Here is a 24,033-nt window from a genome sequence, read left to right on the forward strand (position 1 = left end):
CGTGTATTATGACGGATAAACCGCAGAAGGTCGCGTATCACGTAGGGTCGCCATTCATGGCGACCCTCTGAACTCACGCGGGAATTAACTCGATTTAACCCGGTTAGCAAAACTCTTACGCAGCTTCTGCAGTTTAGGTGGGATCACCGCCATGCAGTAACCGTTGCGCTGACCTGCGCCTTCCCAATAATCCTGATGATAACCCTCTGCCGCATACCACTCTTTCAGCGGCTCAATGGTGGTAACCACTGGATCGCTCAGACTTTCCTGCGCACGCGCAATCGCGGCAATCGCTTCGGCTTCCTGCTCAGCATTCGCCGGGAAAATCGCCGAACGATATTGCGTGCCCACATCGTTGCCCTGGCGGTTCAGCGTAGTGGGATCGTGGGTGGCGAAGCTGATATCCAGCAGATCGCCATATTTCACCTGCTCCGGATCGAAACCGATGCGAATCGCTTCGGCATGGCCGGTCGCGCCGCTGCACACCTGCTCGTAGGTGGGGTTTGGACGAGCGCCGCCGGTATAACCACTCTCGACTGACTCGACGCCAATCACATCTTTAAACACTGCTTCAGTACACCAGAAACAGCCACCAGCGATCACCGCATATTCGGTTGCCATTATATCTACTCCTGTCAGGGCGAAAGGTTAAAAATGGGGGCAAGCCCATATCAATTCAAGCAGTTAAATTAACATTTCTGGCTTAAAGTCGCTGCGCTTGTCGAGCCGCAAATTGCTCATCACATTAAAGCGTCCTTCGCCGGTATAGTGCAGCGTCGGTGGAAACTCCGGTGTTTCCGCCACATGTGCTTTGACGATCTCAAAGATAAAGAAGTTGTAGTTATCCACCATTGAATCGTCATACAGCTGGCACTCAAAGCTGGCAAAGCACTCGTCAATCAACGGCGCATTGACCACGCTGGCCGGTTCGGGCGTCAGGTTAAAGGCATCAAACTTGTCGAGGCGATCGCCATGGCTGTTACCGATCGCTACCACGCTATCCACCAGATTGGCCGACGGCACGTTAATCACGCACTGACCGCTTTGGCGAATCAATTCATGGCTGTAATTGCCGCCGGCAATCATGCAGCCAACCAGCGACGGCGAGAACTCCAGAATGGTGTGCCAGCCGAGCGTCATGATGTCGCGGTGATCCTCAAACTGTGAACTCAGCAGCACCACCGGACCCGGCTCCAGATATTTGCGCGCTTTACTCACCGGAAAGTCGATTTTATGCATCGGGATTCTCCTGTTGTAGGTACAGATGTTCTAAGTGTAGCTGCCACCCTTTACTGGGCTGGCAATTCACGGCATGTTAATGCGTCATCTTATCTGGAGCTGTTTTATGGAATCTGCGTGCGCGTCCACATCTCGTCCTGTGTTGCATCTGCTGTGCGGTAAAATTGCGGCTGGAAAATCGACGCTGGCTCATCAGCTGGCGCAGCAAACCGGTGCGGTGATCATTAGCGAAGATGCGTGGCTGGCGCATCTGTTTGCCGAAGAGATGCAGGATGTGGCGGATTACGTGCGCTGTGCCGGTAAACTGCGTAACGCGATGACGCCGCATCTGATTTCGCTATTACAGTGTGGCGTGTCGGTGGTGCTGGATTTCCCCGCCAATACCGTGGCTCAACGCCAGTGGATGAAGGCGGTGATCCACAGCGCCGAGGCTGAACATCAACTGCATTTCCTCGATGTGTCCGATGAACTGTGCAAATCGCGGCTGCACGCGCGCAATGCATCCGGCCAGCACGACTTCGCCGCCACCGATGCGCAGTTTGCGTTGATCAGCAGCTATTTCGTCGCGCCACACAGCGATGAAGGGTTTAACGTGGTGAATCACCGTTAATTAAGCAGGGAGGCAAAAAATGAATTATCCGCTGTGCCAGAAGCTTAACCTCACTTATCCGATCATTCAGGCGCCAATGGCCGGCGTCTCCACGCCGGAGCTGGCGGCGGCGGTGAGTAACAGCGGCGCGCTGGGATCGATCAGCGTGGGTGCCTCAACGCCGCAGCAGGCGGAGATGATGATCCGTAAAACGCGCGCACTGACCTCCGCCCCCATCAACGTCAACGTTTTTTGTCACGCGCCGGTGCAGCGCGATCCGCAGCTAGAACAGGCGTGGATCGCTCGCTTTCAGCCGGTGTTTGCTCGTTATGAGGCGACACCGCCGGATGCGCTGTCGGAGATTTACCAAACGTTTGTCGATAATGAGGCGATGCTGGAGGTGCTGCTGGCGACCGCGCCAGCCGCAGTGAGTTTCCACTTTGGTTTGCCGTCTGCCGCTTTCGTACAGCGCTTGAAAGGTCGCGGCATTATCACACTGGCGAGCGCTACCAGTATGCGCGAAGCCCAGGCGATTGAAGCCGCCGACATCGATTTTATTGTGGCGCAGGGCATTGAGGCGGGCGGGCATCGCGGGATATTCCAGCCTGCAGGCGACGATCAGCAGCTCAGCACCTTTACGCTGCTGCAGGCGATTCGCCAGATTTCGCGACTACCGGTGATTGCTGCCGGTGGCGTGATGGATGGCGCGGGCATTGCCGCCATGCTCAAGCTGGGCGCAGCGGGTGTGCAGCCGGGCACCGCGTTTATCTTGTGCCCGGAATCCGCTGCCAATGCGGCGTATCGTCAGGCGCTGAAAAGCGAGCAGGCCAACAGCACCGAGATGATCGCCGCCATCTCTGGCCGCTCGGCAAGATGTCTCACCAACGATTTTTGCCATCTGACGCGCGAATTTGCGCAGGAATCCATTCCCCCTTATCCACTCACCTATGCGTTGGGCAAAGCCCTCGCCGCCGCAGCGGCTGCCAAAGGTGCACAGGGTTTTGGCGCGCAGTGGGCCGGACAGGGCGCGGCGCTGGCGCGGGAAATGCCGGCTAGCGAGTTAGTTAATAGGCTGGTGGCGGAGTGGCAGGCGGCGTAATGTTAGCCGCCCCATTAATCATCAAAGCGGTAGGCTTTCTCCATGATGCTGTTGGCCATCAGGGTTTTAATCCATTCAGTGGGTTCCCGTTTACCGCTGCGTTTGTGTGAATAGATTTTCACGGTGAACCTTGGCGCGGGAAACGGCAGCCGGAATGAGGTGACATCGGCAGCGTGTTTGATTTTACTGGCGACGAAGGAGGGGATCGCCATCAGCAATTCACTTTCCGCGATAATAAAGGGCGCGCTCAGCATGGATGGCGTTCTAATGGCAATGCGGCGCTTAAGACCCAGGCGCGCAAGATGGGAATCCAGCAATCCCTGCTTTTCATTCCACGGCGTCACGACCAGATGTCCGGCGGCAAGATAGTCATCAAGATTCAAGCTGCTGCGTCGCATATTGGCAATCACAATAAACTCATCACTGAATAAATCGGTCTCTTCCAGATCGGGATGATGCATGCCGTCCGGCTCGCTAAAACTCAGCGCCATATCGATTTCACCAGCGAGTAATTCAATCAGCGCCGGATTATGTGGCAAATGGCAGAGTTCAAAACTCAGGTTGGGTGCCGTATTGGTCAGCGCATTCATCAGGCCCGGAAACACGCAAAAAGCGGTGTAATCCGTTACCGCAATTCGAAAACAGTCATCGCTGGTCAGGGGATCAAATGGCTGCATTGGGCTGAGATGCCGATTTAACCCGCTTAGCGTTTCGGCAATATAGGGCGCCAGTTGGCAGGCGTAGACGCTGGGACACATTTTGTGGCCTTCGCGGTAGAACAGCGGATCTTTAAAAAAATCACGTAGTCGTGACAGCGCGTGGCTAAGTGCCGAGGTACTCAAACTGAGTTCAATCGCCGCCAGCCTGACCGAACGGTGCCTGAAAACTGCGTCGAAAACGGGGAGAAGATTCAAGTCCAGTCGACGCAGCACATGATGCATGAAATTCACCTATCATTGATTTTATTGCACTTATTTCATCGAACAATACCCATTATGCTGAGCAGCATCAATCTGATTAAGAAAGAAAATAATGCATGAAGATGACTATTCGACCAGCCAATCCTGAAGACGCGGACGCTATCTACAGCATGATTGCTGAGTTGTCGGTGTATGAGCATGGATTGCAGCAGTCAGTGACGACTGCAGAAGAGATCAGAGCGATGCTTTTCAATCCCGACAGTAATAGCGAAGCGCTGATGTGCGAGATTGATGGCTCAACCGCCGGTTATGCGGTGATTACGCGTAGCTACTCGGCGTGGCTGGGGCGTCGCGGGATGTATATGGAGGATTTGTACTTCTCGCCCAATTTTCGTGGCCTGGGCGCTGGCAAAGCGCTGCTGCAGTATGTCGCGCAGCACGCGGTCAATCACCAGTGTAATCGTATTGAGTGGAGTGCATTAGATTGGGATCAGTCCGCCAGAGAGTTCTATCTCAGTATTGATGCGCTGCCGTTAAATGAGTGGGTGCGTTATCGACTCGACGGGGCGGCATTAGAGAAATTTGCTGCCGCCGCGCCGCAATCGGTGTTAGGGCTGTAATTAATTTCGTAGGGTGCGCATTCATGCGCACCTGGTCACTGTAAGTTTTAAATCCGGTGCGGGCGTTGACACATCTGCTGCGTCACGGGCCGTCCTCGCGCCGCTAACGCGGTGCCTTCGGCTTCCACGTCGTGCCAACGGACCGTTCGCGGATCGGCCGTCCAGGCCGGCCCCGAACTGCCTCACGCATCCATGCGCGAGGCTCCTGGCCCAACGTAAAAGCCTCAGCGCTGCGAATGGCCCTTTTGCCGCAGCAGACGTGTCAGCGCCTCTGTAAAATGTGCCCTTTTCAATAACACGCACTCGCCGTTGGCTTCAATGACAAGCATTGGTCACCATAAATGGCGACCCTACGGAGTTATAGCGATTGCAGGAAGGTCAGCAAATCCGCGTTGAGCTGATCGGTATGCGTCACCGCAAAGCCGTGCGGTGCGTTGTCATACACTTTCAGCTGCGCACCGGCGATCATTTCGGCGGCAACTTTCCCGGTGGTTTCGAACGGAACGACCTGGTCATTGCTGCCGTGAATCACCAGCGTCGGTACGTCGATTTTCGCCATATCAGGACGGAAATCGGTCTCCGAGAAGGCGGTAACACAATCAATCGTGCCTTTCAGCGAGGCCAGCAGGGCAATATTCAACGTCTGCGTCAGCACGCCTTGTGAAACTGTTTGACCGGCATTAATGCCGTAGAACGGGGTCGCAAAATCACTGATGAACTGCGCGCGATCGTGACGTAAGCCCTGACGAATGCCTTCAAACACCGACAAATCGACGCCCGCCGGATAATCATCGGCCTTGCCGAAGATCGGTGTCACCGCGCCCAGCAGCACTAAGCTATCCACGCGGGCTGTGCCGTAATTGTTGATGTAGCGCGTCACATCGCCGCCACCCATCGAGAAACCCACCAGCGTGACGTTTTGCAGATCCAGATGGGTAATCAGGTCGTTGATGTCCGACGCGAAGGTGTCGTAGTTGTAGCCTTCCCACGGTTGGTCGGAACGACCAAAGCCACGGCGATCAAACGCGATAACGCGATAACCTTTCTCCGCCAGGAAATTCAGCTGGCAGTCCCACATATCGCCGTCGAGCGGCCAGCCGTGACTGAACAGCACCGGCTTGCCGGTACCCCAATCTTTGAAATAGATCTGCGTCCCATCCTGAGTGTTGAATGTGCTCATGTTCCAGCCTTATTGATGTCGATAGATGACAGCGCCTTATTCAGGCGCCACGAGGTAACGAACTTCCGGAAGTGCTGTGCCTTGATGGAATCTCAGCACGCGATTCTGAATCTTTTGATCGTTCATGGTGTAACGCTCGCGCTGACGCAAATGCTCCATCCATGAGCCGACGACAAAGGTTTCGACAAACATGCCGGGCTGCAGCATGTCTTCATACAGCGACCAGTTCAGCGCGCCGCCACGCCGTCTAACGCGACGCATATCCTGCATGCACACCGCAAAGGCATGTGCCTCAGTGCGGTTGATCTGATAATGATAGCTGACCATCACCGGCCCGCGATCGTGACGAATCTCCAGCTCGGGCAAGGGATCGCTCACCGTACTGAGGTCGAGGTTCAGATCCGGATCCTGATCCAATCGCCAGCGCAGCACCGTCAGACTCGCCAGCAGCATGCCGACGGTGGCGACAGTCAGAGATAATGGGATGCTGAATTTTGATGCCAGCTGTCCCCAGATGGCGCTGCCTAACGTCATCGAGCCAAAAAATACCGTCAAATAGACCGCCAGCGCACGGGCTTTCACCCATTTGGCGGCGCTACGTTGCGCGCCAAGATTGAGGGTGGAAAGCACGGCGATCCATGCAAAGCCGGTAAAGAACTCGAAAGCATTCAGTAGCCAGACGTGACGAATAAACGCCAGCGCCAGCATAGTGATGGCAAATATCAGGCTCGCCAGCACCATCAGCTGATCGGGATTGAAGCGTTTGCGCATACGCGGCAACAGCAGCGCCCCGCAAATCGCACCTACGCCGATGCAACCCAGCATAATGCCGTAGCCGCCGGGTCCAAGACCCAGCTCGCGCCGTGCCACCAGCGGCAGCAATGCCCAGCCGGCGCTGCCAAACACAAAGAAGGCGACAGTGCGCACCAGCACATTACGCAGCACCGGCGCGGCGTGCACATAGCGCACGCCCGCGCGTACCGCCGGGAAGAAGTGTTCCGGCGGTAAACGCTGCACGCTGGGCTGCGCTTTCCAGAGATACAACACCAGAAACACGCCAAGTACCGAAAGCGTATTCAGCAGAAACACCATCCACGGACCGGCAAACGACAGAATCAGGCCGCCCAGCGCCGGGCCAATCGCGCGACTAATGTTGATGCCGAGTGAGTTGAGCGCGATCGCCGGGCCGAGCTCTTCCTTACTGACCAAATCGGGCACGATGGCCTGGAAGGGCGGAGAACTCATGGCCGCGCCGGTACTCAGCAGGAACGCCGCAATCAGCAGCACCATCGGCGTCACCAGCCCCGCCCACGACAGCAGTGTCAGGCTCGCAGCGGCAATAAATACCCAGATCTGCGAGAACAGCAGGTATTTACGCCGGTCGACGATATCCGCCATCACGCCGGACGGCAGCGCAAACAGGAACATCGGTAAGCTGCTGGCGGCCTGCACCAGCGCCACCGAGAGCGGATCGGCGCTCAGTGTCAGCATGGTCCAGTTAACGCCCACGTCGTTCATCCATGAACCGACATTGGAGACCACGGTGGCGATCCACAGCATGCGGAACACGCGCTGGCGCAGCGGCTGCCACGGTGAAACCGTCTGCGGAACGGGCGGGAGATCCGCCTTCGGAATGTCATGAATGTCATTAACCTGCGCCATGTGCCACCTCCGCAACGCCGCCAAACACGCGCCAGCGACCGGGTCCGGTCAGCGCCAGCGTGGTGAAGATGATTAGCAGCAGCCAGCCAAACTGACCTTCCGCTATGCTCCAGTCGGGATGGACAAACAGCATCGCCACCAGCAGCACGCCGATAATCGGCAGACAGGCGAGACGGGTAAAGACGCCGAGCAGGATAAACAGCGGGCAGACCACTTCAGCCACGATCGCCGCCAGCAGGCTGAGGTAAGCACCAAGGCCAAACGGATCCTCGATACGTGTCAGTTCTTCGCTGTAATGGAACACCTTCGGCAAGCCGTGCACATGCAGCAACAGCAGGCAGCCGGTGAGGCGCAGGAAGAACAGCCCCGCATCAATGCGGGGCGGCAGTGAGAGTGAATGTTTCATGGTTAGAAGGCGAAGCAGCTGCAGCCGAGCGCGCCCCAGAAGGCGTTCTCTTCTGAAACCGGCAGGTTGGCGCCGCGCGCAATCTCGTGGGAATGCGTATGCACGCCGCACGGGCCGCTGCAGTGATGCGCTTGCGGCATCATGCTCACGCGCGTGGTGGCGGTCGGCGGCGCACTGCGATAGTGGCCGGGAACCTTGACCACCGGCGACCATTCCGGCAGTACCGGAATCAGCGGCGGCGCTTCTGAACTAAAGGATCCTGCGGCATAGACGATGTTTCCGTCGACCAGGGTCAGCACCGACTCAATGCCTTTGATCTCTTCCTCCGGCACGCTGAAGTAATCTTTGCTCAGCACCACCAGGTCGGCCAGCTGACCGACTTTAATCTGGCCTTTTTTACCTTGCTCGCTGGAGAACCAGGCGCTGCCCTGCGTCCACAGCATCAGCGCCGTATCGCGATCGAGGCGCGCGTTAACGTCGTACATCTGCATGCCGCCCACGGTGCGTCCCGATACCAGCCAGTAGAGTGCAGTCCACGGATTGTAACTCGCCACGCGGGTGGCATCGGTTCCCAATCCCACCGGCACGCCGGTTTCCAGCATGCGCGCCACCGGCGGTGTATGACGGGTCGCCTCAATGCCATATCGCTCAGCAAAGTATTCGCCCTGGAAGGCCATGCGATGCTGAACGGCAATGCCGCCGCCCAGCTCTTTGATACGATCAAGGTTACGCTGCGTCACGGTTTCGGCGTGATCGAAGAACCAGTGCAGCCCGTTGAACGGAATGTCGCGGTTCACTTTTTCAAACACATCCAGCATGCGGCTGATCGATTCGTCATAGGTGGCGTGCAGGCGGAACGGCCAGCGGTGTTCCACCAGATGGCGCACCACGCGCTCCAGCTCATCTTCCATGCCGGGCGCCAGATCCGGACGCGGTTCGAGGAAATCTTCAAAATCGGCGGCGGAGAACACCAGCATTTCACCGGCACCGTTATGGCGAAAATAGTCGCTGCCCTGGCCCGGCGTCAGCATATCGGTCCACTTTTCGAAATCTTCCAGCTCGTGGCCCGGACGTTGAGTAAACAGGTTGTAGGCGATACGCAGCGTCATCTGCTTCTTCTCGTGCAGCTCCGCAATGACTTCGTAATCTTCGGGATAGTTCTGGAAACCGCCGCCCGCATCAATGGCGCTGGTCAGGCCAAGGCGGTTCAGTTCGCGCATAAACTGGCGGGTGGAATTGACCTGCTGCTCCAGCGGCAGTTTTGGCCCTTTCGCCAGCGTGGCGTAGAGGATCATGGCGTTCGGGCGCGCAATCAGCATGCCAGTTGGGTTGCCATTGCTGTCACGTTGGATCTCGCCGCCCGGCGGATTGGGCGTGTCTTTGGTGTAGCCCACCACCTTCAACGCGGCGCGATTGAGCAGGGCGCGGTCATACAGATGCAGGATGAAAACCGGCGTATCGGGTGCGGCTTCATTGATCTCATCCAGCGTCGGCATGCGACGCTCAGCAAATTGAAACTCGGTCCAGCCGCCCACCACGCGCACCCACTGTGGCGATGGCGTGCGCAGCGCCTGTTCACGCAGCATGCGCAGTGCATCGGCGATGGAGGGCACGCCTTCCCAGCGCAATTCGAGATTGTAATTGAGGCCGCCGCGTATCAGGTGCAGGTGGGAATCATTCAGGCCGGGAATGGCGGTATGACCTTTGAGGTCAATGACTTTGGTGCCTTCGCAGTGATGCTGCATCACGTCGGCCAGACTGCCCACTTCGAGGAATTTGCCATCGCGCATCGCCACAGCCACGGCAATCGGGTTGCCGCGATCGACGGTATGAAACCGCCCATTGGTCAAAATGATGTCTGCTTTGCCTAACGTAACCATAAAATCTCCTGAATAAGAGGTCCTGCCCATTTCGCAGGTGAAATGCGTGGAGGGATTATGTTCAGGCGGTCTGGAAAGCGTCTAGTTATACAAAAGGATAGGTATACCTTTGTATAGGTATACCAATAGATAATAGTTCGGTTGCTCAAAGGTTCCTACACTGCGTCCAGACATTCACCTCAATGGGCATACAAAAATGACAACCAGTAAATTAGAAGTACTGACGCCGCACAACTGCCAGATCATCTTCATCGACCAGCAGCCGCAGATGGCGTTTGGCGTGCAGTCCATCGACCGTCAGGTATTGAAAAATAACGTGGTGGCGCTGGCAAAAGCGGCGAAGGTCTTCAACATTCCTACCGTGCTGACCACGGTTGAGACCGAGAGCTTCTCAGGTAACACCTTCCCGGAGCTGCTGGATGTGTTCCCAGGCCAGGACATTCTCGAGCGTACCTCAATGAACTCGTGGGATGACCAGAAAGTGCGTGATGCGCTGGCGGCCAACGGTAAAAAGAAAATTGTGGTTTCCGGTCTGTGGACCGAAGTGTGTAACAACACCTTCGCGCTGTGCGCCATGCTGGAAGGCGACTATGAAATCTACATGGTGGCTGACGCATCCGGCGGCACCACCAAAGAAGCCCACGACTATGCGATGCAGCGCATGATTCAGGCGGGCGTGATCCCGGTCACCTGGCAGCAGGTGATGCTGGAGTGGCAGCGCGACTGGGCGCACAAAGAGACCTATAACGCGGTGATGGATATCGCCAAAGAACACTCCGGCGCTTACGGCATCGGCGTGGACTATGCGTACACCATGGTGCACAAAGCGCCGTCACGTCAGAAGAGCGAGCATCGCACGCTGGCGCCGGTGCCTGCCCCCGTTCGCTAAATCGTCACGCAGGCGAGCGCTATCGGGCTCGCCTTTCTTTTGCAAGGAGGACCGGTGAGTCCTTTACTGATCTCTCTGGCTGCGGGCGTGTTTATCGGCCTGATTTACGCCTTACTCAACGTGCGATCGCCGGCACCGCCCGCCGTGGCGCTGGTGGGATTGCTGGGTATGATCGTCGGCAGTTCGCTGGGCGGAAAATTGACGCATCCCGTGGCCGCCACTATGCCAGTTGATAAAGCGCAGCACGCGATTGCCGCTGATAAGCCGCTACACTCCGCCACGCTCACGCCAAAACAGGCGGGATGAACATGCTGAAAACCTATGCGATTTCGCTCTCCGTCGGCATTTTAGTCGGCATCATTTACGCCGTTATCGACGTCAATTCCCCGGCGCCGCCAGTGATTGCGCTACTTGGCCTGTTTGGTATGCTGGTCGGCGAACAGATTATCCCGCTGTGCAAGCGCCTGATTAACCGTCAACCGGTAACGCTGGCCTGGTTTCGTCATGAGTGCGTGCCTAAAATCAGCGGCACGCCGCCGCCCAGTGACAAAACCTCCTGAGGACGCGTCGCAGGCAGTGAATAATAATTAAGGAACACAGCATGCAGCTGTCGCAGCGCATTGTCGTTGTTGATGATGAACGATCTGTTCTCAGTGGTTTATGCAATCTGCTTCAGTCGGAAGGATACGCAACGCAGGCATTTGAGTCGGCTGAAGCGCTATTGGCGGACGAGACGGCGCTGTACGGCGCGGCGCTGTTCATTATTGATGTTGAGCTCAACGGCATGTCGGGCTTTGAGTTGTTCCGTGCGCTGGTAGAGCGTCTCGAGAACCCACCTGGAATCATCATCTCCGGCAACGGCGATGAGAATATGCTCTGGTATGCCATCAATCTAGGCGCGATAACCTTTATGCGAAAGCCCATTGATATCGACCTGCTGTTTGAACATATACGCCTGGCGTTTTCCTCCCAGGCGGCGCGCCAATGAGCACGCTTTTCCTGTCGTTAAACATCGCGGATGACGCGGCGCTGGTGCTGGCGGATGACATGGTTTTCACCCCGCTGGCGCAGGAAGGACAGGTTGAGTGGATCGAATGCCGCCACCTTATTTCCGGTGAGTGCTTCGTGCTGGCCACGGCAGCGGCCGAAGAGGCGGTGTTTCCGGTGACGCAACTGCTGAAAAATGAGTATGCGCTGCGCACTTTATTAGCAGAAAGCTGGGCGCTAAAACCGCTGCGCCACACCTTATATCACGGGCGTTACGCGCTGATTTATCCCGCGTTCCACTATCAAACCCTCACTGATTATCTGCGCTTGCCCGCCGGAAAAATCCAGAAATTCATCAGCTGCGCCGTATCGCTGTGTGATGCGCTCAGCAAGCTGCATCAGCAAGGTTTAGTGCACGGCGACATCAAACCGGCCAATTTCTTCTTCACTGACCAGGGCGACGTGGTGCTGGGCGGCTTTGGCCTGGCGTTTATGGAAGCGGACTCACAGCAGCCGCTGCGCGCTGCGGTGACCGGCGGAACGCTGGCCTACATGTCGCCCGAACATACCTCGCGCACCGCGCACGCGGTTAGTCGGGTCAGCGATCTCTATAGCCTTGGCATTGTGCTCTACGAATTGCTCACCGGCAGGCTTCCCTACGGCAGCGCCGAAGGGGGGGCGGCCGAATGGGTGCACCATCACATTGCCTCCGAAGCGTTGCCGCCGCACCGGCTGCGTAAAGATGTGCCGCTGGTGCTCTCGTCCATTATTTTACGACTGCTGACCAAATCGCCGGAACAGCGTTATCAAACCGTCGAGGGCGTGCTGGCCGATCTGCGACGCTGCGAATCCAACTTAATGCCTGATGGCCTGGTCGAATCCTTTGCGCTGGGCTTACAGGATGTGCCGACCTCGACGCTATCCTCCGATGTGTTGTACAGCGATCACGCTCAGGCCAGTGAGATGCTGGCGGCGTTTGATGAGGTGAGCAGCAGCGGCAAACACTGCATGGTGGCGATTAGCGGTGCGCCCGGCTCAGGAAAATCGTCGCTGATTGCTTCGGCGCTTAAAATCCTGCGGGAAAAAAATGCGCTGCTGACGGTGACCAAAGCCGATCAGCACTCGCCGATTTTGCCCTATGCGGTCTTTACCTCAGCGTTTCGTTCGTTGACGCTGCATCTGCTCGGGTTGCCCGCCGCAGAGATGGCGCGCTGGAAAACACATATCACACGTCAGCTGGGGCATTATGTCGGGCTGGCGGTCAATCTGGTGCCCGAGCTGGGCATCTTACTCAACCACAAAGCCAGCGTGCAGGCGGATGCGCGCTCGCTAGATGCGCGCAATCGCATGAATCTGGTGGCCTGCAGCCTGGTGAAAGCCTTTACGGTGCCGGGGCGGCCGCTAATCCTGTTGATTGATGACGTGCACTGGGCCGACCAGGCGACCTTGCAGCTGTTGCAGAATCTGCTGCGTTCCAGCGACGATATCCCCTTGTTGCTGGTAATTTCTCACCGCGATCACGCGTCGTTGCCCTGTCCGACGGTGGTCGCCAGCCTTGATCGGATTCGTGCCGCCGCCACGCGCATTGTGGATGTCACGCCCGAGCCGCTGTCAGTGAAAAATATCGCCAGCTGGCTGGCTGGCATTTTTCACACCCGCAGCGCAGAGACCGCCGAGCTGGCGCAGATTATTCATGAAAAAACCGCCGGGAATCCGCTCGCCACGCGGGAGTTTTACCGTCAGGCGGTGCGCGATCATCACATCACGCACGTCGCGTCGCACAAGTGGACCTTCAATCCGCACGCGCTGAAAAACAGCCATTACACCGCGAACGTTGCAGCTGGCGTGCTGCAACAGCTGCAATTACTCGCGCTGCCGGTGCGCCAGCTGCTGGGTCGATTGGCCTGCATCGGCAGTCGCGGCGATTTGCCGGTATTGGCTGCCATTCTCAATACGGCGGTTAGCGCGATTCATGCCACGCTGCGACCCGCGGCCGAGGCGCGATTGATCTCGCTGAGCGATCACAGCTACGCCTTTATGCATGACAGCATGCATGAGGCCGCGCTGAAGTTGCTGTCGTCGGCAGCAAAAGATGATGTTCACTTTGCCGCCGTCCGCTATTACATGCAGGCCGTGCGCGAGAATAATGCGCATGCGCTGTTGTTCAGTGCCGCGCATCACACCATCACGCTGCAAAACCGCGCCCTTTTAATGCCTGAAGCCGCTACGTTCGGTCTGCTGTTATTAAACGCCACCCGACGCGCGAAGATTATGGGCGATTACGCTTCCGCGCTGCGCTTCTTACACACCGCCCGCGCGCTCAACGCAGAATCAGGTGTGGAGGAGGGCGGCGTAATTTTGTTTGAGCAAGCGGAATGTGAGTTTCTCAGCGGCAACTTATCGGGCGCGCTGGCGTTGAGCTCCGAGATTCTCGCCACGCCCGGCGCGGTCACCGATAAAGCCGAGGCCGCGACGCTGATTGCGGAAATCCATATGCGTCAGTCCGACAGTCAGTTGGCGCTGGAAACCGCGCTGGCCTGGCTGGCGGTGTTTGGCATTCATCTAAACCGCTATCCGGATAAAGCCGAATGCGATGCCGCCCGGCAACGGCTGAAAAAGGCTGTCGGCAAAAATCCCTACACGCGTTTCCGTTCCCTGCCGCGATTAACCTGCCATAAAACCGAAGCCGTGATGAACCTGATGGCCAGCGCCAGCACCTTCGCTGCTTTTATCAGCCCACGGCTGCAATTCATCATCCTGTGCAAACTTCTGCACCTGACAATGGAGAAGGGCATCAGCGGTGCTTCTACACTGGCGCTTGCGTGGTACGGCGTGGTGTGTGGCGATCAGTTCAACGAATACAGCCGTGGTTTTGCCAGCGCGCTGCTGGCCCGTGAACTGGTGTATAAACACGATTTTGTCAGCTATAAAGCGCGCACGCTGATGCCGCTGGATCAGGTGAGCGTCTGGACCATGCCGCTCAGTTACGCCATTGAGTGCGCGAAAGCGACCTTTGATGTGGCTGTCGATATCGGCGATCGCACCTCGGCGTGTCTGGCGCTGCGTCATCTCACCATGAACTGCCTGGCGCGTGGTGACCATCTTGATGGCGTGCATACCTCGATCATGCGCGGCATGGTGTATGTGCGCAAAGCGCAATATCGCGATGTGGAAGTGATTCTCGGCATGCAGCTGGACTACGTGATGTTCCTGCGTAAGCCCGCCGGTGAGATCTTGACCGGCGATGATTTTAGGGCACCCACGCTAAACGGAGTGCTCCCGGAACATGCCATTGAACCGCTGTATCTGATGCAGTTTTGGGCGCGGCTGTATAAAGGCATGGCGCATTTCTTTGCCGGTGAGCATGCCGCCGCCCATCGCCAGTTCATTGATGCCGCGCCGCTCACTGACGTGATTCCCGGCCATGTGCATATGCTGGATTTTCATCTGTATAGCGCGCTTTCGCTCAGCATACCGCTGCAACCCAATGAGCTTGATGCCACGCAGCGGCTGCAACTGCAGCGCCATCTTGAAAGAATCATGACCTGGTCAGCGGAGAATCCAGGCACCTTTGCCGACAAGGAAGCGCTGCTGCGTGCTGAACTGCTCAGGCTGGAGGATAACAGCGGTGCGGCGCTGGAGCAGTTTGAAAAAGCCATCGAGCTGTCGCGCAAAGGTCAGTTCCATCCTATCAACGGTCTGGCCTGCGAACTGGCCGCACGCTGCGCCAATGCACGCGGCATGGCGTTTGCCGCCGAGGGCTATATCAAAGGCGCCCTTGCCGCATGGGATCGCTGGGGCGCGGGTGCCAAGGTACGTCAGCTTGAAATGCACTATCCGCATCTGGCGGCGCAACCGTTGCAGACCGCGTTAAACACCGTGACCTTTGAGCAGAGCGCGGCGATCAGCGACCTGCAAAGCATGGTGACGGCGATGCGTGCGTTAACCGAAGAGATCAATCTTGATCGGTTGATCCATATTTTGATGATGATGCTGGTAGAACGCGCCGGGGCGCAGCACTGTATTTTGATCCGTCTTATCGACGGCAATGTGCCGGAAATTCAGGCCCGCGCGTCTTCTACGGTGGAAGGCGTCAGAGTCAAAATCGTCAATCAACTGCCGGTGGCGACCGATCTGCCGCTGTCGATTCTCTCGGCGGTGATCCGCACCGGACAGGAAATCCGTACCGGCAGGCCGGAAGTGTTCAGTCCGTTTAGTCAGGATAACTATCTGGTCGCCTCCGGCGCGGCGGTGATGTGCGTACCGATGTTCCGCCAGGCGCAAATGGTGGGCGTGCTCTACCTGGAAAACCGGCTGATGCCGGACGTCTTCACCGCTGAGCACTCACGCATTGTCTCGATGTTGGGTGCGCAGGCCGCAGTTTCTCTGGAAACGGCGCGGCTGTATGCCGAGCTGGTGGAGGAGAACATCCAGCGGCGGAAAATTGAAAAACAGCTGCGCGCCAGCCAGACATCCCTGATGCTGGGTGAAAAAATCAGTCATACCGGCACCTGGCACTGGCATCTGGGGCCGGATATTCAGCTGATATCGGATGAATACAAACGCATCATGGGGCTGCCCGCCGGGCAGGTGAATACCTCAATGGCGGAGTTTCAGCGGCGGGTACATCCAGACGATCTTCAGTGCCTGAAAGCGCTGATTGAATCCAGCGTGGCACAGGGTGTGAGCATGCAGGCCGAATTCCGCATCATCCGTGATGACGGCGAATGCCGTTATATCAAAGGTATCGGTGAGCCGGTGGAGAACTGGCCGGAGGTCGCCGAATATTTCGGTACACTGACGGATATCACCGCGCAGCGTCAGTCCGAAGATGCCGCCAGAATTGCCCAGGCCGAGCTGGCTCGCGTGGCGCGCGCCACCACGGTAGGACAGCTCACCTCATCCATCGCCCATGAAATCAATCAACCACTGATGTCGATTGTGGCTAATGCCGGCGCCAGCCTGCGCTGGTTGAAACGCGAACCGGCTCAGCTCGACAAAGCCAGCGAAAGCATTGAGGAGATCATTAACGAAGGGCAGCGTGCCGGCGAAATTATTCGCGGCCTGCAGTCACTGACGCGGAATAATGTCGCGGAGTATGGATCAGCCAGGTTGCATCTGCTGGCGCGCGATATTTTGTCTTTGTCGCGTCTGGAACTTGAGCGCCGTTTTGTGGCGCTGGAACTGGATATCAAAGCGCAGTGGGATGAGGTGTTTTGCGAGCGCGTACAGATTCAGCAGGTGCTGTTGAATCTGGTGATTAATGCCATCGAGGCGATGGCCGATAATACCGGCGCGCGTATCTTGCGGCTCTCATCTTCTAATCCTGACGCTAATCGTATTCGTATTGAGGTTGCCGACAACGGCACCGGCTTATCGGCAGAGGTTATCGGCAAGATCTTTGACTCTTTCTATACCACCAAAGCGGAAGGGATGGGAATGGGGCTGACCATCAGTAACGAAATCATCAAACGTCATGGTGGTGTGTTGAGCGCAGAAAATCGCCCGCAAGGTGGCAGCCTATTCAGTTTTACCCTGCCGTTGAATGCGAATAAATAGTGTATCGTATCCTCCCGCACTATTTCGCGGGAGGAGAAGGATGCCGCTACCGCTATAACCTGTGATGTTATTCGTCTTGCAATAAATGCAGTTTCTCTGCGGCTCTGACTAATTCTGAAACCGAACGCACCGCCATTTTCTCCATCACGCGGCGCTTGTGCACTTTTGCCGTAATTTCACTGATGCCCATTTCAGCGGCAATCTGCTTATTTAATAAACCGCGAATAACTAATTGCATCAATTCCATTTCGCGGGGCGTTAAAGAGTGATAACGCGCGGTGAGTGCAATTCTTTCCTGTGAGAGTGCCGCGCTTTTTTCGGCCAGCGCCATGGCAGCGGATACCACTTGCATCAGGTCATCCGGCATCACCGGTTTAGTGAGAAACTCAAAGGCGCCCGCCTTCATCGCGCGGACCGTCAGGGGAATGGTACCAAAGCCAGTGAGGAAAATAGTGGGAAGGGTGTAGCCGCGTGCGGTGAGATGGTGCGAGACATCAAAGCCGTTGAGGCCCGGCATATTCATATCGACAATTAAACAGCTCGGCGTATGGTAATGCGGCTGATTTAAAAACTCAGCGGGGGAAGTAAAGGTCGAGATCAGGTAACCTTCTGAGCTCAGAAGATTTTGCAGCGCGCTGATGACCGCAGGATCATCGTCAACAATATAAATCGTTCTATCCATAAAAACTCATTCAGACTCTTACGAGTTCTATTCACGACATGCGCGTTAATATACCCGCAAATTAGTGCCGGAGGAATGGCGAAAAACTTATATGTCAAAGGGATGATGCACTGCGCTATTTGAACTAAAAAGGGTGAGGATGAAAAGCCATGCACTCACCCGCCATTCTTAAGATAATAACTGTGTAACCTTAAGGTTCTTCAATCCGCGATACCTTTAAAGTGGTTTGATCGCCACGCCCATACACTTTTCCGCTGACGCGAACTTTATCACTCGCTGAATAGGTTTTCTCTTTGAATGCCGCTTGCTCGGCAGTAATGATAATCGTGCCGGTATCATCACGGAATTTATAGCTATCACCTTTCAGCTTTTCAATAATATGGCCTTCGAGCGTGACATAGCCGCCCTGACGGAAATCACGAATACGTGAAATCGGGGTTTGTGCGGTGTCTTCCGATCCTTTATAACCGGCATCCTGATTCTTCTGCGGCGGTGCTGTTTCACCTGATTGGTATCCGCCTTCCGCTGCGCTCACGCCAACGCTGAACATCATGATTACTGAAGCTAAAACAACCTGTTTCATACGCTCTCCATAGATTTTCCTGCTGACACGGTGTTAAGTCTGGCACAAATATGCGCGACTGCACGACAAACGCAGCGGTAATTGAAAAAAGCACAACTGACTTATTTATGCCAGGGTATGTAGACGCGGTTTTTATTTCTTTGGCTAAGCGCGACGTTAAATTAGCGCCGTGCTTATCTGCTCATTCGAATTAAGAGTGCTAGCCACTCAGGAAAATAAATCATGAAAGCTATCGTCTATAACGGGCCTTTTGATGTCTCGGTTAAAAATGTTCCTGATGCAAAAATTGTGCGTCCTACCGATGCGCTTATTCGTATTACCACCACCAATATTTGCGGTTCCGATTTACATATGTACGAGGGGCGCACCAGCTTTGAACAGGGGCGCATCTTTGGTCATGAAAACCTTGGCGAAGTGGTGGAGGTGGGGAGTGGCGTCGAGCGACTTAAGGTTGGCGATTACGTATGTATGCCGTTCAACGTCGGCTGTGGTTTCTGTGAAAATTGTGAGAGAGGGTTAACCGGTTTCTGTCTGACCGCCAACCCCGGCACCGCAGGTGCGGCCTACGGCTTTGCTGAAATGGGTGAGTGGGAAGGCGGTCAGGCCGAGCTGCTGCGCGTGCCGTTTGCCGATTTTAACTGTTTACTGCTGCCACCGGATGCGGTGGAGAAAGAGGAAGATTATGTGATGCTGTCGGACATTTTCCCCACCGGCTGGCATGCGACCGAACTGGCAGGCCTGCGACCGGGCGATAGCGTCGCCATCTACGGTGCGGGCCCGGTAGGCTTGATGGCCGCGCATTCGGCGATCATCAAAGGCGCGTCGCAGGTGTTTGTGGTGGATACGCACCCCGATCGCCTGGCGCTGGCGGAGCAGATGGGCGCAACGGGCATCAATGCCGTGGGCGACGCAGCGGTGCAGCAAATCCTTGATCTGACGGATGGACGCGGCACGGATTGCGGTTGTGAATGCGTGGGTTATCAATGTTGTAATCAGCATGGACACGAAGATAACAGCGCCACCATGAACAGCCTGGTCGCCTCCACCAAAGCCACCGGCGGCATTGGCGTGGTGGGCGTGTTTATCCCGCAGGATCCCGGCGCGGCCAGCGAGTTAGCCAAAGTGGGTAAAATGCCGTTCGATTTCGGCAGCTTCTGGTTTAAAGGGCAGTCGATCCGTACCGGCCAGGCCAACGTCAAAGCCTATAACCGCCAGCTAGCGCGATTGATTGCCACCGACAAAGCGCATCCGGCGAGCATTATTTCTCATCGACTGTCGCTGGCCGAAGGACCCGAAGCGTACCGCCATTTCGACGATCGTGATGCGGGCTGGACCAAGGTGATTTTGAAACCTTAACGCATTCATAGCGCCTGTTATGACGCATGATATTTTTGGTCGCCATTAATGGCGACCCTGTGGAGGGTGCGAAAATAATTGAAATAAAGCGCAACGGTATTTATCAGGATTAATCTTATTAATAAACCATTAAAGCTACCTTTCGGTTAAAATATCCTCGCTTTACATTCTCCTCATTAATCTCTTTAAACATCATTTCTAAACCAGACGAAATATAAATGTTTTTATGCTCTACAGTTAATAGGGTCTTAACTGGAGGAGCATGTCACATGTCGAAAGATAAAAAAGAACAGAATTTAACCCATACCGCGCCGCATAAAGGGCCAGAAACCTCTGAGCCAGGATTAGGTGATTTAGCACCGCAAGGCGGTGGACATAAACCTGCCGCCGAACCGACGCCGCCGGGCAAACAACCCACCGCGCCCGGTAGCCTGAAAGCGCCCGCCACGCAAAACAGCAAACTTGAGCAGCTCGATGAGTACCGCAAAAATGGCGAAAACGCCGACCTGACCACTAATCAGGGCACCCGTATCGCCAACGATCAGAACTCGCTGCGTGCCGGTTCGCGCGGGCCTACGCTGCTTGAAGACTTCATCATGCGTGAAAAAATCACGCATTTTGACCACGAACGCATTCCTGAGCGTATCGTGCATGCGCGCGGTTCGGCGGCGCACGGCTATTTCCAGCCTTATCGCTCGTTGGAAAAACTGACCAAAGCAGGCTTCCTCAGCGATGCCGAAAAAATCACACCCGTCTTCGTGCGTTTTTCCACCGTACAAGGTGGCGCAGGATCGGCTGATACGGTGCGCGATATCCGTGGATTCGCCACCAAGTTCTATACCGATGAGGGCGTATTTGATTTAGTCGGCAACAACACGCCGGTGTTTTTCATTCAGGATGCGCATAAATTCCCGGACTTTGTGCATGCGGTGAAACCCGAGCCGCACAACGAAATTCCGCAAGGGCAGAGCGCCCATGACACCTTCTGGGATTATGTCTCGCTGCAACCGGAAACGCTGCATAACGTCATCTGGGCGATGTCGGATCGCGGCATTCCGCGCAGCTATCGCACCATGGAAGGTTTCGGTATCCATACGTTCCGCCTGATTAACGCCGAAGGTAAATCCACCTTCGTGCGTTTCCACTGGAAACCGGTGGCAGGCAAAGCTTCGCTGCTGTGGGATGAAGCGCAGAAGCTGACCGGCCGCGATCCTGACTTCCATCGCCGCGATCTGTGGGAAGCGATTGAAGCGGGCGATTTCCCGGAATATGAACTGGGTTTGCAGCTGATCCCGGAAGAGGATGAGTTCAAGTTCGATTTCGACATTCTCGATGCCACCAAACTGATTCCGGAAGAGCTGGTGCCGGTTGAGCTGGTCGGCAAAATGGTGCTCAACCGCAATCCGGACAACTTCTTCGCCGAAACCGAACAGGTCGCGTTCCATCCGGGCCACATTGTGCCGGGGCTGGATTTCAGCAACGATCCGCTGCTGCAGGGCCGTTTGTTCTCCTACACCGATACGCAAATCAGCCGCTTGGGTGGGCCGAACTTCCATGAGATCCCGATCAACCGTCCGGTTTGCCCGTACCACAATTTCCAGCGTCAGGGCATGCATCGCACGGAAATCGATACCAATCCGGCCAACTACGAACCGAACTCCATCAACAACAACTGGCCACGTGAAGTGCCGCCAGCGGCAAAAGAGGGCGGATTCGAGAGCTATCAGGAGCGGGTGGAAGGCAGCAAGGTGCGCGAGCGTAGCCCATCGTTTGGCGAATATTATTCGCAGCCACGGCTGTTTTGGCTGAGCCAGACGGCGGAAGAGCAGCAGCACATTATTGGCGCTTATTCGTTTGAGCTCAGTAAGGTGGCGCGTCCTTATATTCGCGAACGCGTGGTCGATCATCTGCTGCAGATTGATGTCTCGCTGGCGCAGGCTGTCGCCACCAATCTCGGTCTGAAGCTAAGTGATGAACAGCTCAACACCGCGCCGCCGAAGGATGTGAATGGCTTGACGAAGGATGAAAGTCTCAGTCTTTATGCGCAACCGAGCGGCGATATTAAGGGCCGTCAGGTGGCGTTACTGCTGAGTGACGGCGTGAAAGCTGCCGACGTGCTGGCGATTCTGCAGGCGCTAAAAGCGCAGGGCGTGCATGCTAAAATCCTGGCGGCGCATATGGGGCAAGTGCTGGCGGACGACGGCTCGGTGCTGCCGGTTGATGCCACCTTTACCGGTCTTCCTTCGCTGACCTTTGATGCGGTGATTGTGCCGGATGGCAATATTGATGCGTTGCTGCTGAGCGGCGATGCGCGCTATTTCCTGCTGGAAGCGTATAAGCATCTGAAAGCCATTGGTCTGAGCGGTAATGCGCGCCGATTCAAAGCGCAGTTCAACGTGCAGGATAATGAAACCGAAGAAGGGCTGGTGGAAGCGGTGAAAGCCGAAGGCAGCTTTATGGCGGATTTCCTCGCGTTGATGGCATCCCATCGCGTCTGGTCGCGCAGTAAAAAAGCGCTGACCGTCGCGGCATAAAACCCTCAGGGCGGCGCTTTCTGCTCCGTCCTGCTCTCTCTGCCTCTCAAATAAAAAAAGCCCGCATTTCGCGGGCTGGTCGATGTGACTACCGAATGATCTCGTTGTAAACGCGTGCCGTAGTGCAGCCACTGTGTGTGGTGGAGCTATACTACAGTAATATCTCGTTACTGGTCATATGAGTTATCGATGGTCCGAAATATATCCGCCTTATCACGTACTGCACCCATTACATGCTTAACTCTGTTGTAGCTTGAAAACAGAGGACAACATGCCGTTAAAAAGAAAAATGGATCCTAAGGCGACATCTGACGCGGGTTTGCAGCAAAGTATTGTGCTGTCCGGTCTCTTTTTGATTATCACCGTCGTGGGGATGAGCATCTGGACGCTGCGCGAAGACTGGCTCGGCACCGTGCGACAAACGCAGCAAACGGCGATGAACCTGGCGCTGTCGCAGTCGCGTCAGGCGGAAGATACCTTTTTGCAGACGGAGCTGTCGCTGCGGCAGATGCAGCGTGATCTCCAGCTGCAGCTGGCCACACATATTCAGGGCGCCGATCTGAGTAACACCATGCGCGAGCTGCAACGTCGTCTGCCACAACTGCATGGACTCTTCTATTACGATGCCGAGGGCAAGTGGATCGCGACCTCTGCTGAACGCGTGCCCAACAATATTAATAACTCCGATCGTGAATACTTCACCTTTCAGCGCAGCAACCATCGTAACAGCGTGCATATTAGCCCGGTGATCACCAGTCGTAGCACCGGCGATTTGGTGATCCCCGTTTCCCTGCGCGTCAGTGATGCCAGTGGTGGATTTAAGGGCGTGTTGCTGGCCACCATCAAGGTGGATTTTTTCCGCCGCTTCTACAGCTACTATGAGATCGGTGCACGCGATGTGCTGGTGTTAATGCTGGCTGATAGCACCGTGCTCTATGCGCGTCCGATGCCAGACAGTTACATCGGTATGAATCTCTCAGCCAGCCCGCTGTTTCAGGAGATGCTGGCTAAGATGGATCGCGGCAGCGGGCAGTGGCGATCGGTGCTGGATGGGCAACCGCGTATCTTTGGTTTTGCCCGTTCCGATCGTTATCCGATTATTGTTGCAGCAGGTTACAACAGCGACGATCTGTTTCACGTGTGGGTCAACGGTCGGGCGCAGGATATTCTGCTCAGCATTATTCTGCTGCTGACCATCATCTTACTCGGCACTTTCCAGCTGCGTCAGGCGCGTCGCGTGTTGCGCTACCAGCAGGAGCTGACGCTGCTGCGTGACGAACTGCACAACGCCAACCTGACGCTGAACAAACTCGCGCATGTTGATGGCTTAACCGGGCTGGCGAATCGCCGGGAATTTGATCGTTTCCTGCGTGAAGCGTTAACCCATGCGGCGGCCAGCGGCAAACCGCTCTCGCTTATCATGATGGATATTGATTTCTTCAAACACTACAACGACACCTATGGCCACATTGCCGGGGATAAATGCCTGAAAGTGGTTGGCGAGGTGCTGTCGTCTGTCACTGGAAGACGTTCAGACATGGCCGCGCGCTATGGCGGCGAGGAGTTTGCACTGATATTACCGGATACCTCATTTGGTGAAGGGATGACCATTGCCAATCGCGTGGTTGAAGCGGTGAGGGTGATGCAGCTTCCCCATGTTGCTTCGCCCGTTGGCCATGTCACGCTCAGTGCCGGCTGCGCCACCACCGTTACGGCGGCGGCGGTGAGCGCCGTGAAACTGCTGGAATACGCCGATCATGCTTTGTATCAGGCAAAGCGTGAAGGGCGTGATGGGGCGAAAGGCATAAATATCGCCTCGCTGCCAGAAGAGCAGAAATAACCGTGGGT

At 56.0% G+C, this 24,033-nt stretch carries 20 protein-coding genes; 11 read left to right on the top strand and 9 right to left on the bottom strand.

Annotated features, from left to right (window positions below; genetic code table 11):
- Window positions 1-84 precede the first annotated feature (84 nt).
- Complete coding sequence (gene msrA / locus NQH49_RS08075) at window positions 85-621, bottom strand: peptide-methionine (S)-S-oxide reductase MsrA (RefSeq protein ID WP_256696254.1); 537 nt, start codon at window positions 619-621, stop codon at window positions 85-87.
- A gap of 63 nt (window positions 622-684) precedes the next feature.
- Window positions 685-1,239, bottom strand: coding sequence for a flavin reductase family protein (locus NQH49_RS08080; RefSeq protein WP_256696255.1), 555 nt, complete (start codon window positions 1,237-1,239; stop codon window positions 685-687).
- A 106-nt stretch (window positions 1,240-1,345) separates the two neighbouring features.
- Here NQH49_RS08080 and NQH49_RS08085 point away from each other — a divergent pair, with 106 nt between their 5' ends.
- Complete coding sequence (locus NQH49_RS08085) at window positions 1,346-1,849, top strand: P-loop nucleotide/nucleoside kinase family protein (RefSeq protein WP_154152577.1); 504 nt, start codon at window positions 1,346-1,348, stop codon at window positions 1,847-1,849.
- Between the two features lie 19 nt (window positions 1,850-1,868).
- A complete protein-coding gene (locus NQH49_RS08090; RefSeq protein ID WP_256696256.1) occupies window positions 1,869-2,927 on the top strand; it encodes an NAD(P)H-dependent flavin oxidoreductase in 1,059 nt (352 codons plus the stop codon).
- A gap of 14 nt (window positions 2,928-2,941) precedes the next feature.
- Here NQH49_RS08090 and NQH49_RS08095 read toward each other — a convergent pair whose 3' ends face one another.
- Window positions 2,942-3,868, bottom strand: a complete 927-nt coding sequence (locus NQH49_RS08095) for a LysR family transcriptional regulator (RefSeq protein ID WP_256696257.1) — start codon at window positions 3,866-3,868, stop codon at window positions 2,942-2,944.
- Window positions 3,869-3,963: 95 nt separating this feature from the next.
- On the opposite strand from NQH49_RS08095, the gene NQH49_RS08100 reads away from it, so the two are divergent.
- Complete coding sequence (locus NQH49_RS08100; protein ID WP_256696258.1) at window positions 3,964-4,467, top strand: GNAT family N-acetyltransferase; 504 nt, start codon at window positions 3,964-3,966, stop codon at window positions 4,465-4,467.
- 358 nt (window positions 4,468-4,825) lie between these two features.
- Here NQH49_RS08100 and NQH49_RS08105 read toward each other — a convergent pair whose 3' ends face one another.
- The 4 genes from NQH49_RS08105 to NQH49_RS08120 are packed head-to-tail and all read right to left on the bottom strand — an operon-like array spanning window position 4,826 to window position 9,595.
- The gene (locus NQH49_RS08105; protein ID WP_256696259.1) at window positions 4,826-5,647 is read right to left on the bottom strand and encodes an alpha/beta fold hydrolase; all 822 of its coding nucleotides are present in this window, start codon (window positions 5,645-5,647) and stop codon (window positions 4,826-4,828) included.
- Between the two features lie 36 nt (window positions 5,648-5,683).
- On the bottom strand, window positions 5,684-7,309 hold the full coding sequence (locus NQH49_RS08110; protein ID WP_256696260.1) for an MFS transporter: 1,626 nt from the start codon (window positions 7,307-7,309) through the stop codon (window positions 5,684-5,686).
- Window positions 7,296-7,715 carry a DoxX family protein gene (locus tag NQH49_RS08115; protein ID WP_256696261.1) on the bottom strand — a complete coding sequence of 140 codons (420 nt, stop codon included), beginning with the start codon at window positions 7,713-7,715 and terminating at the stop codon, window positions 7,296-7,298. Before NQH49_RS08115 ends, NQH49_RS08110 begins: the two co-directional genes overlap by 14 nt.
- A gap of 2 nt (window positions 7,716-7,717) precedes the next feature.
- Window positions 7,718-9,595, bottom strand: coding sequence for an amidohydrolase (locus NQH49_RS08120; RefSeq protein ID WP_256696262.1), 1,878 nt, complete (start codon window positions 9,593-9,595; stop codon window positions 7,718-7,720).
- Window positions 9,596-9,791: 196 nt separating this feature from the next.
- On the opposite strand from NQH49_RS08120, the gene NQH49_RS08125 reads away from it, so the two are divergent.
- From NQH49_RS08125 to NQH49_RS08145, 5 genes are read left to right on the top strand one after another with little or no spacing between them, the layout of a single operon-like run.
- Window positions 9,792-10,484, top strand: a complete 693-nt coding sequence (locus NQH49_RS08125) for a hydrolase (protein ID WP_256696263.1) — start codon at window positions 9,792-9,794, stop codon at window positions 10,482-10,484.
- A gap of 54 nt (window positions 10,485-10,538) precedes the next feature.
- Window positions 10,539-10,790, top strand: a complete 252-nt coding sequence (locus tag NQH49_RS08130; RefSeq protein ID WP_256696264.1) for a DUF1427 family protein — start codon at window positions 10,539-10,541, stop codon at window positions 10,788-10,790.
- Window positions 10,791-10,792: 2 nt separating this feature from the next.
- Entirely contained in the window at window positions 10,793-11,044 is a 252-nt protein-coding gene (locus NQH49_RS08135; RefSeq protein ID WP_008102799.1) for a XapX domain-containing protein, read from the top strand.
- A 41-nt stretch (window positions 11,045-11,085) separates the two neighbouring features.
- Window positions 11,086-11,472, top strand: a complete 387-nt coding sequence (locus NQH49_RS08140) for a response regulator (RefSeq protein ID WP_256696265.1) — start codon at window positions 11,086-11,088, stop codon at window positions 11,470-11,472.
- Entirely contained in the window at window positions 11,469-17,030 is a 5,562-nt protein-coding gene (locus tag NQH49_RS08145) for a trifunctional serine/threonine-protein kinase/ATP-binding protein/sensor histidine kinase (protein ID WP_256696266.1), read from the top strand. Before NQH49_RS08140 ends, NQH49_RS08145 begins: the two co-directional genes overlap by 4 nt.
- Window positions 17,031-17,097: 67 nt before the next feature.
- Here NQH49_RS08145 and NQH49_RS08150 read toward each other — a convergent pair whose 3' ends face one another.
- Both NQH49_RS08150 and NQH49_RS08155 read right to left on the bottom strand, forming a co-directional pair.
- The gene (locus tag NQH49_RS08150) at window positions 17,098-17,712 is read right to left on the bottom strand and encodes a response regulator transcription factor (protein WP_256696267.1); all 615 of its coding nucleotides are present in this window, start codon (window positions 17,710-17,712) and stop codon (window positions 17,098-17,100) included.
- Between the two features lie 190 nt (window positions 17,713-17,902).
- Window positions 17,903-18,295, bottom strand: a complete 393-nt coding sequence (locus tag NQH49_RS08155; protein WP_256696268.1) for a YgiW/YdeI family stress tolerance OB fold protein — start codon at window positions 18,293-18,295, stop codon at window positions 17,903-17,905.
- 222 nt (window positions 18,296-18,517) lie between these two features.
- Here NQH49_RS08155 and NQH49_RS08160 point away from each other — a divergent pair, with 222 nt between their 5' ends.
- From NQH49_RS08160 to NQH49_RS08170, 3 genes are all read left to right on the top strand, one after another.
- Window positions 18,518-19,651: a glutathione-independent formaldehyde dehydrogenase gene (locus NQH49_RS08160; protein ID WP_101760752.1), complete on the top strand. Its 1,134-nt coding sequence runs from the start codon at window positions 18,518-18,520 to the stop codon at window positions 19,649-19,651.
- Between the two features lie 269 nt (window positions 19,652-19,920).
- Window positions 19,921-22,185, top strand: a complete 2,265-nt coding sequence (gene katE, locus NQH49_RS08165; protein WP_256696269.1) for a catalase HPII — start codon at window positions 19,921-19,923, stop codon at window positions 22,183-22,185.
- Between the two features lie 271 nt (window positions 22,186-22,456).
- Window positions 22,457-24,025 carry a sensor domain-containing diguanylate cyclase gene (locus NQH49_RS08170; protein WP_256696270.1) on the top strand — a complete coding sequence of 523 codons (1,569 nt, stop codon included), beginning with the start codon at window positions 22,457-22,459 and terminating at the stop codon, window positions 24,023-24,025.
- Window positions 24,026-24,033: the final 8 nt, after the last annotated feature.

Source organism: Pantoea trifolii, assembly GCF_024506435.1.
GTDB lineage: Bacteria > Pseudomonadota > Gammaproteobacteria > Enterobacterales > Enterobacteriaceae > Pantoea > Pantoea trifolii.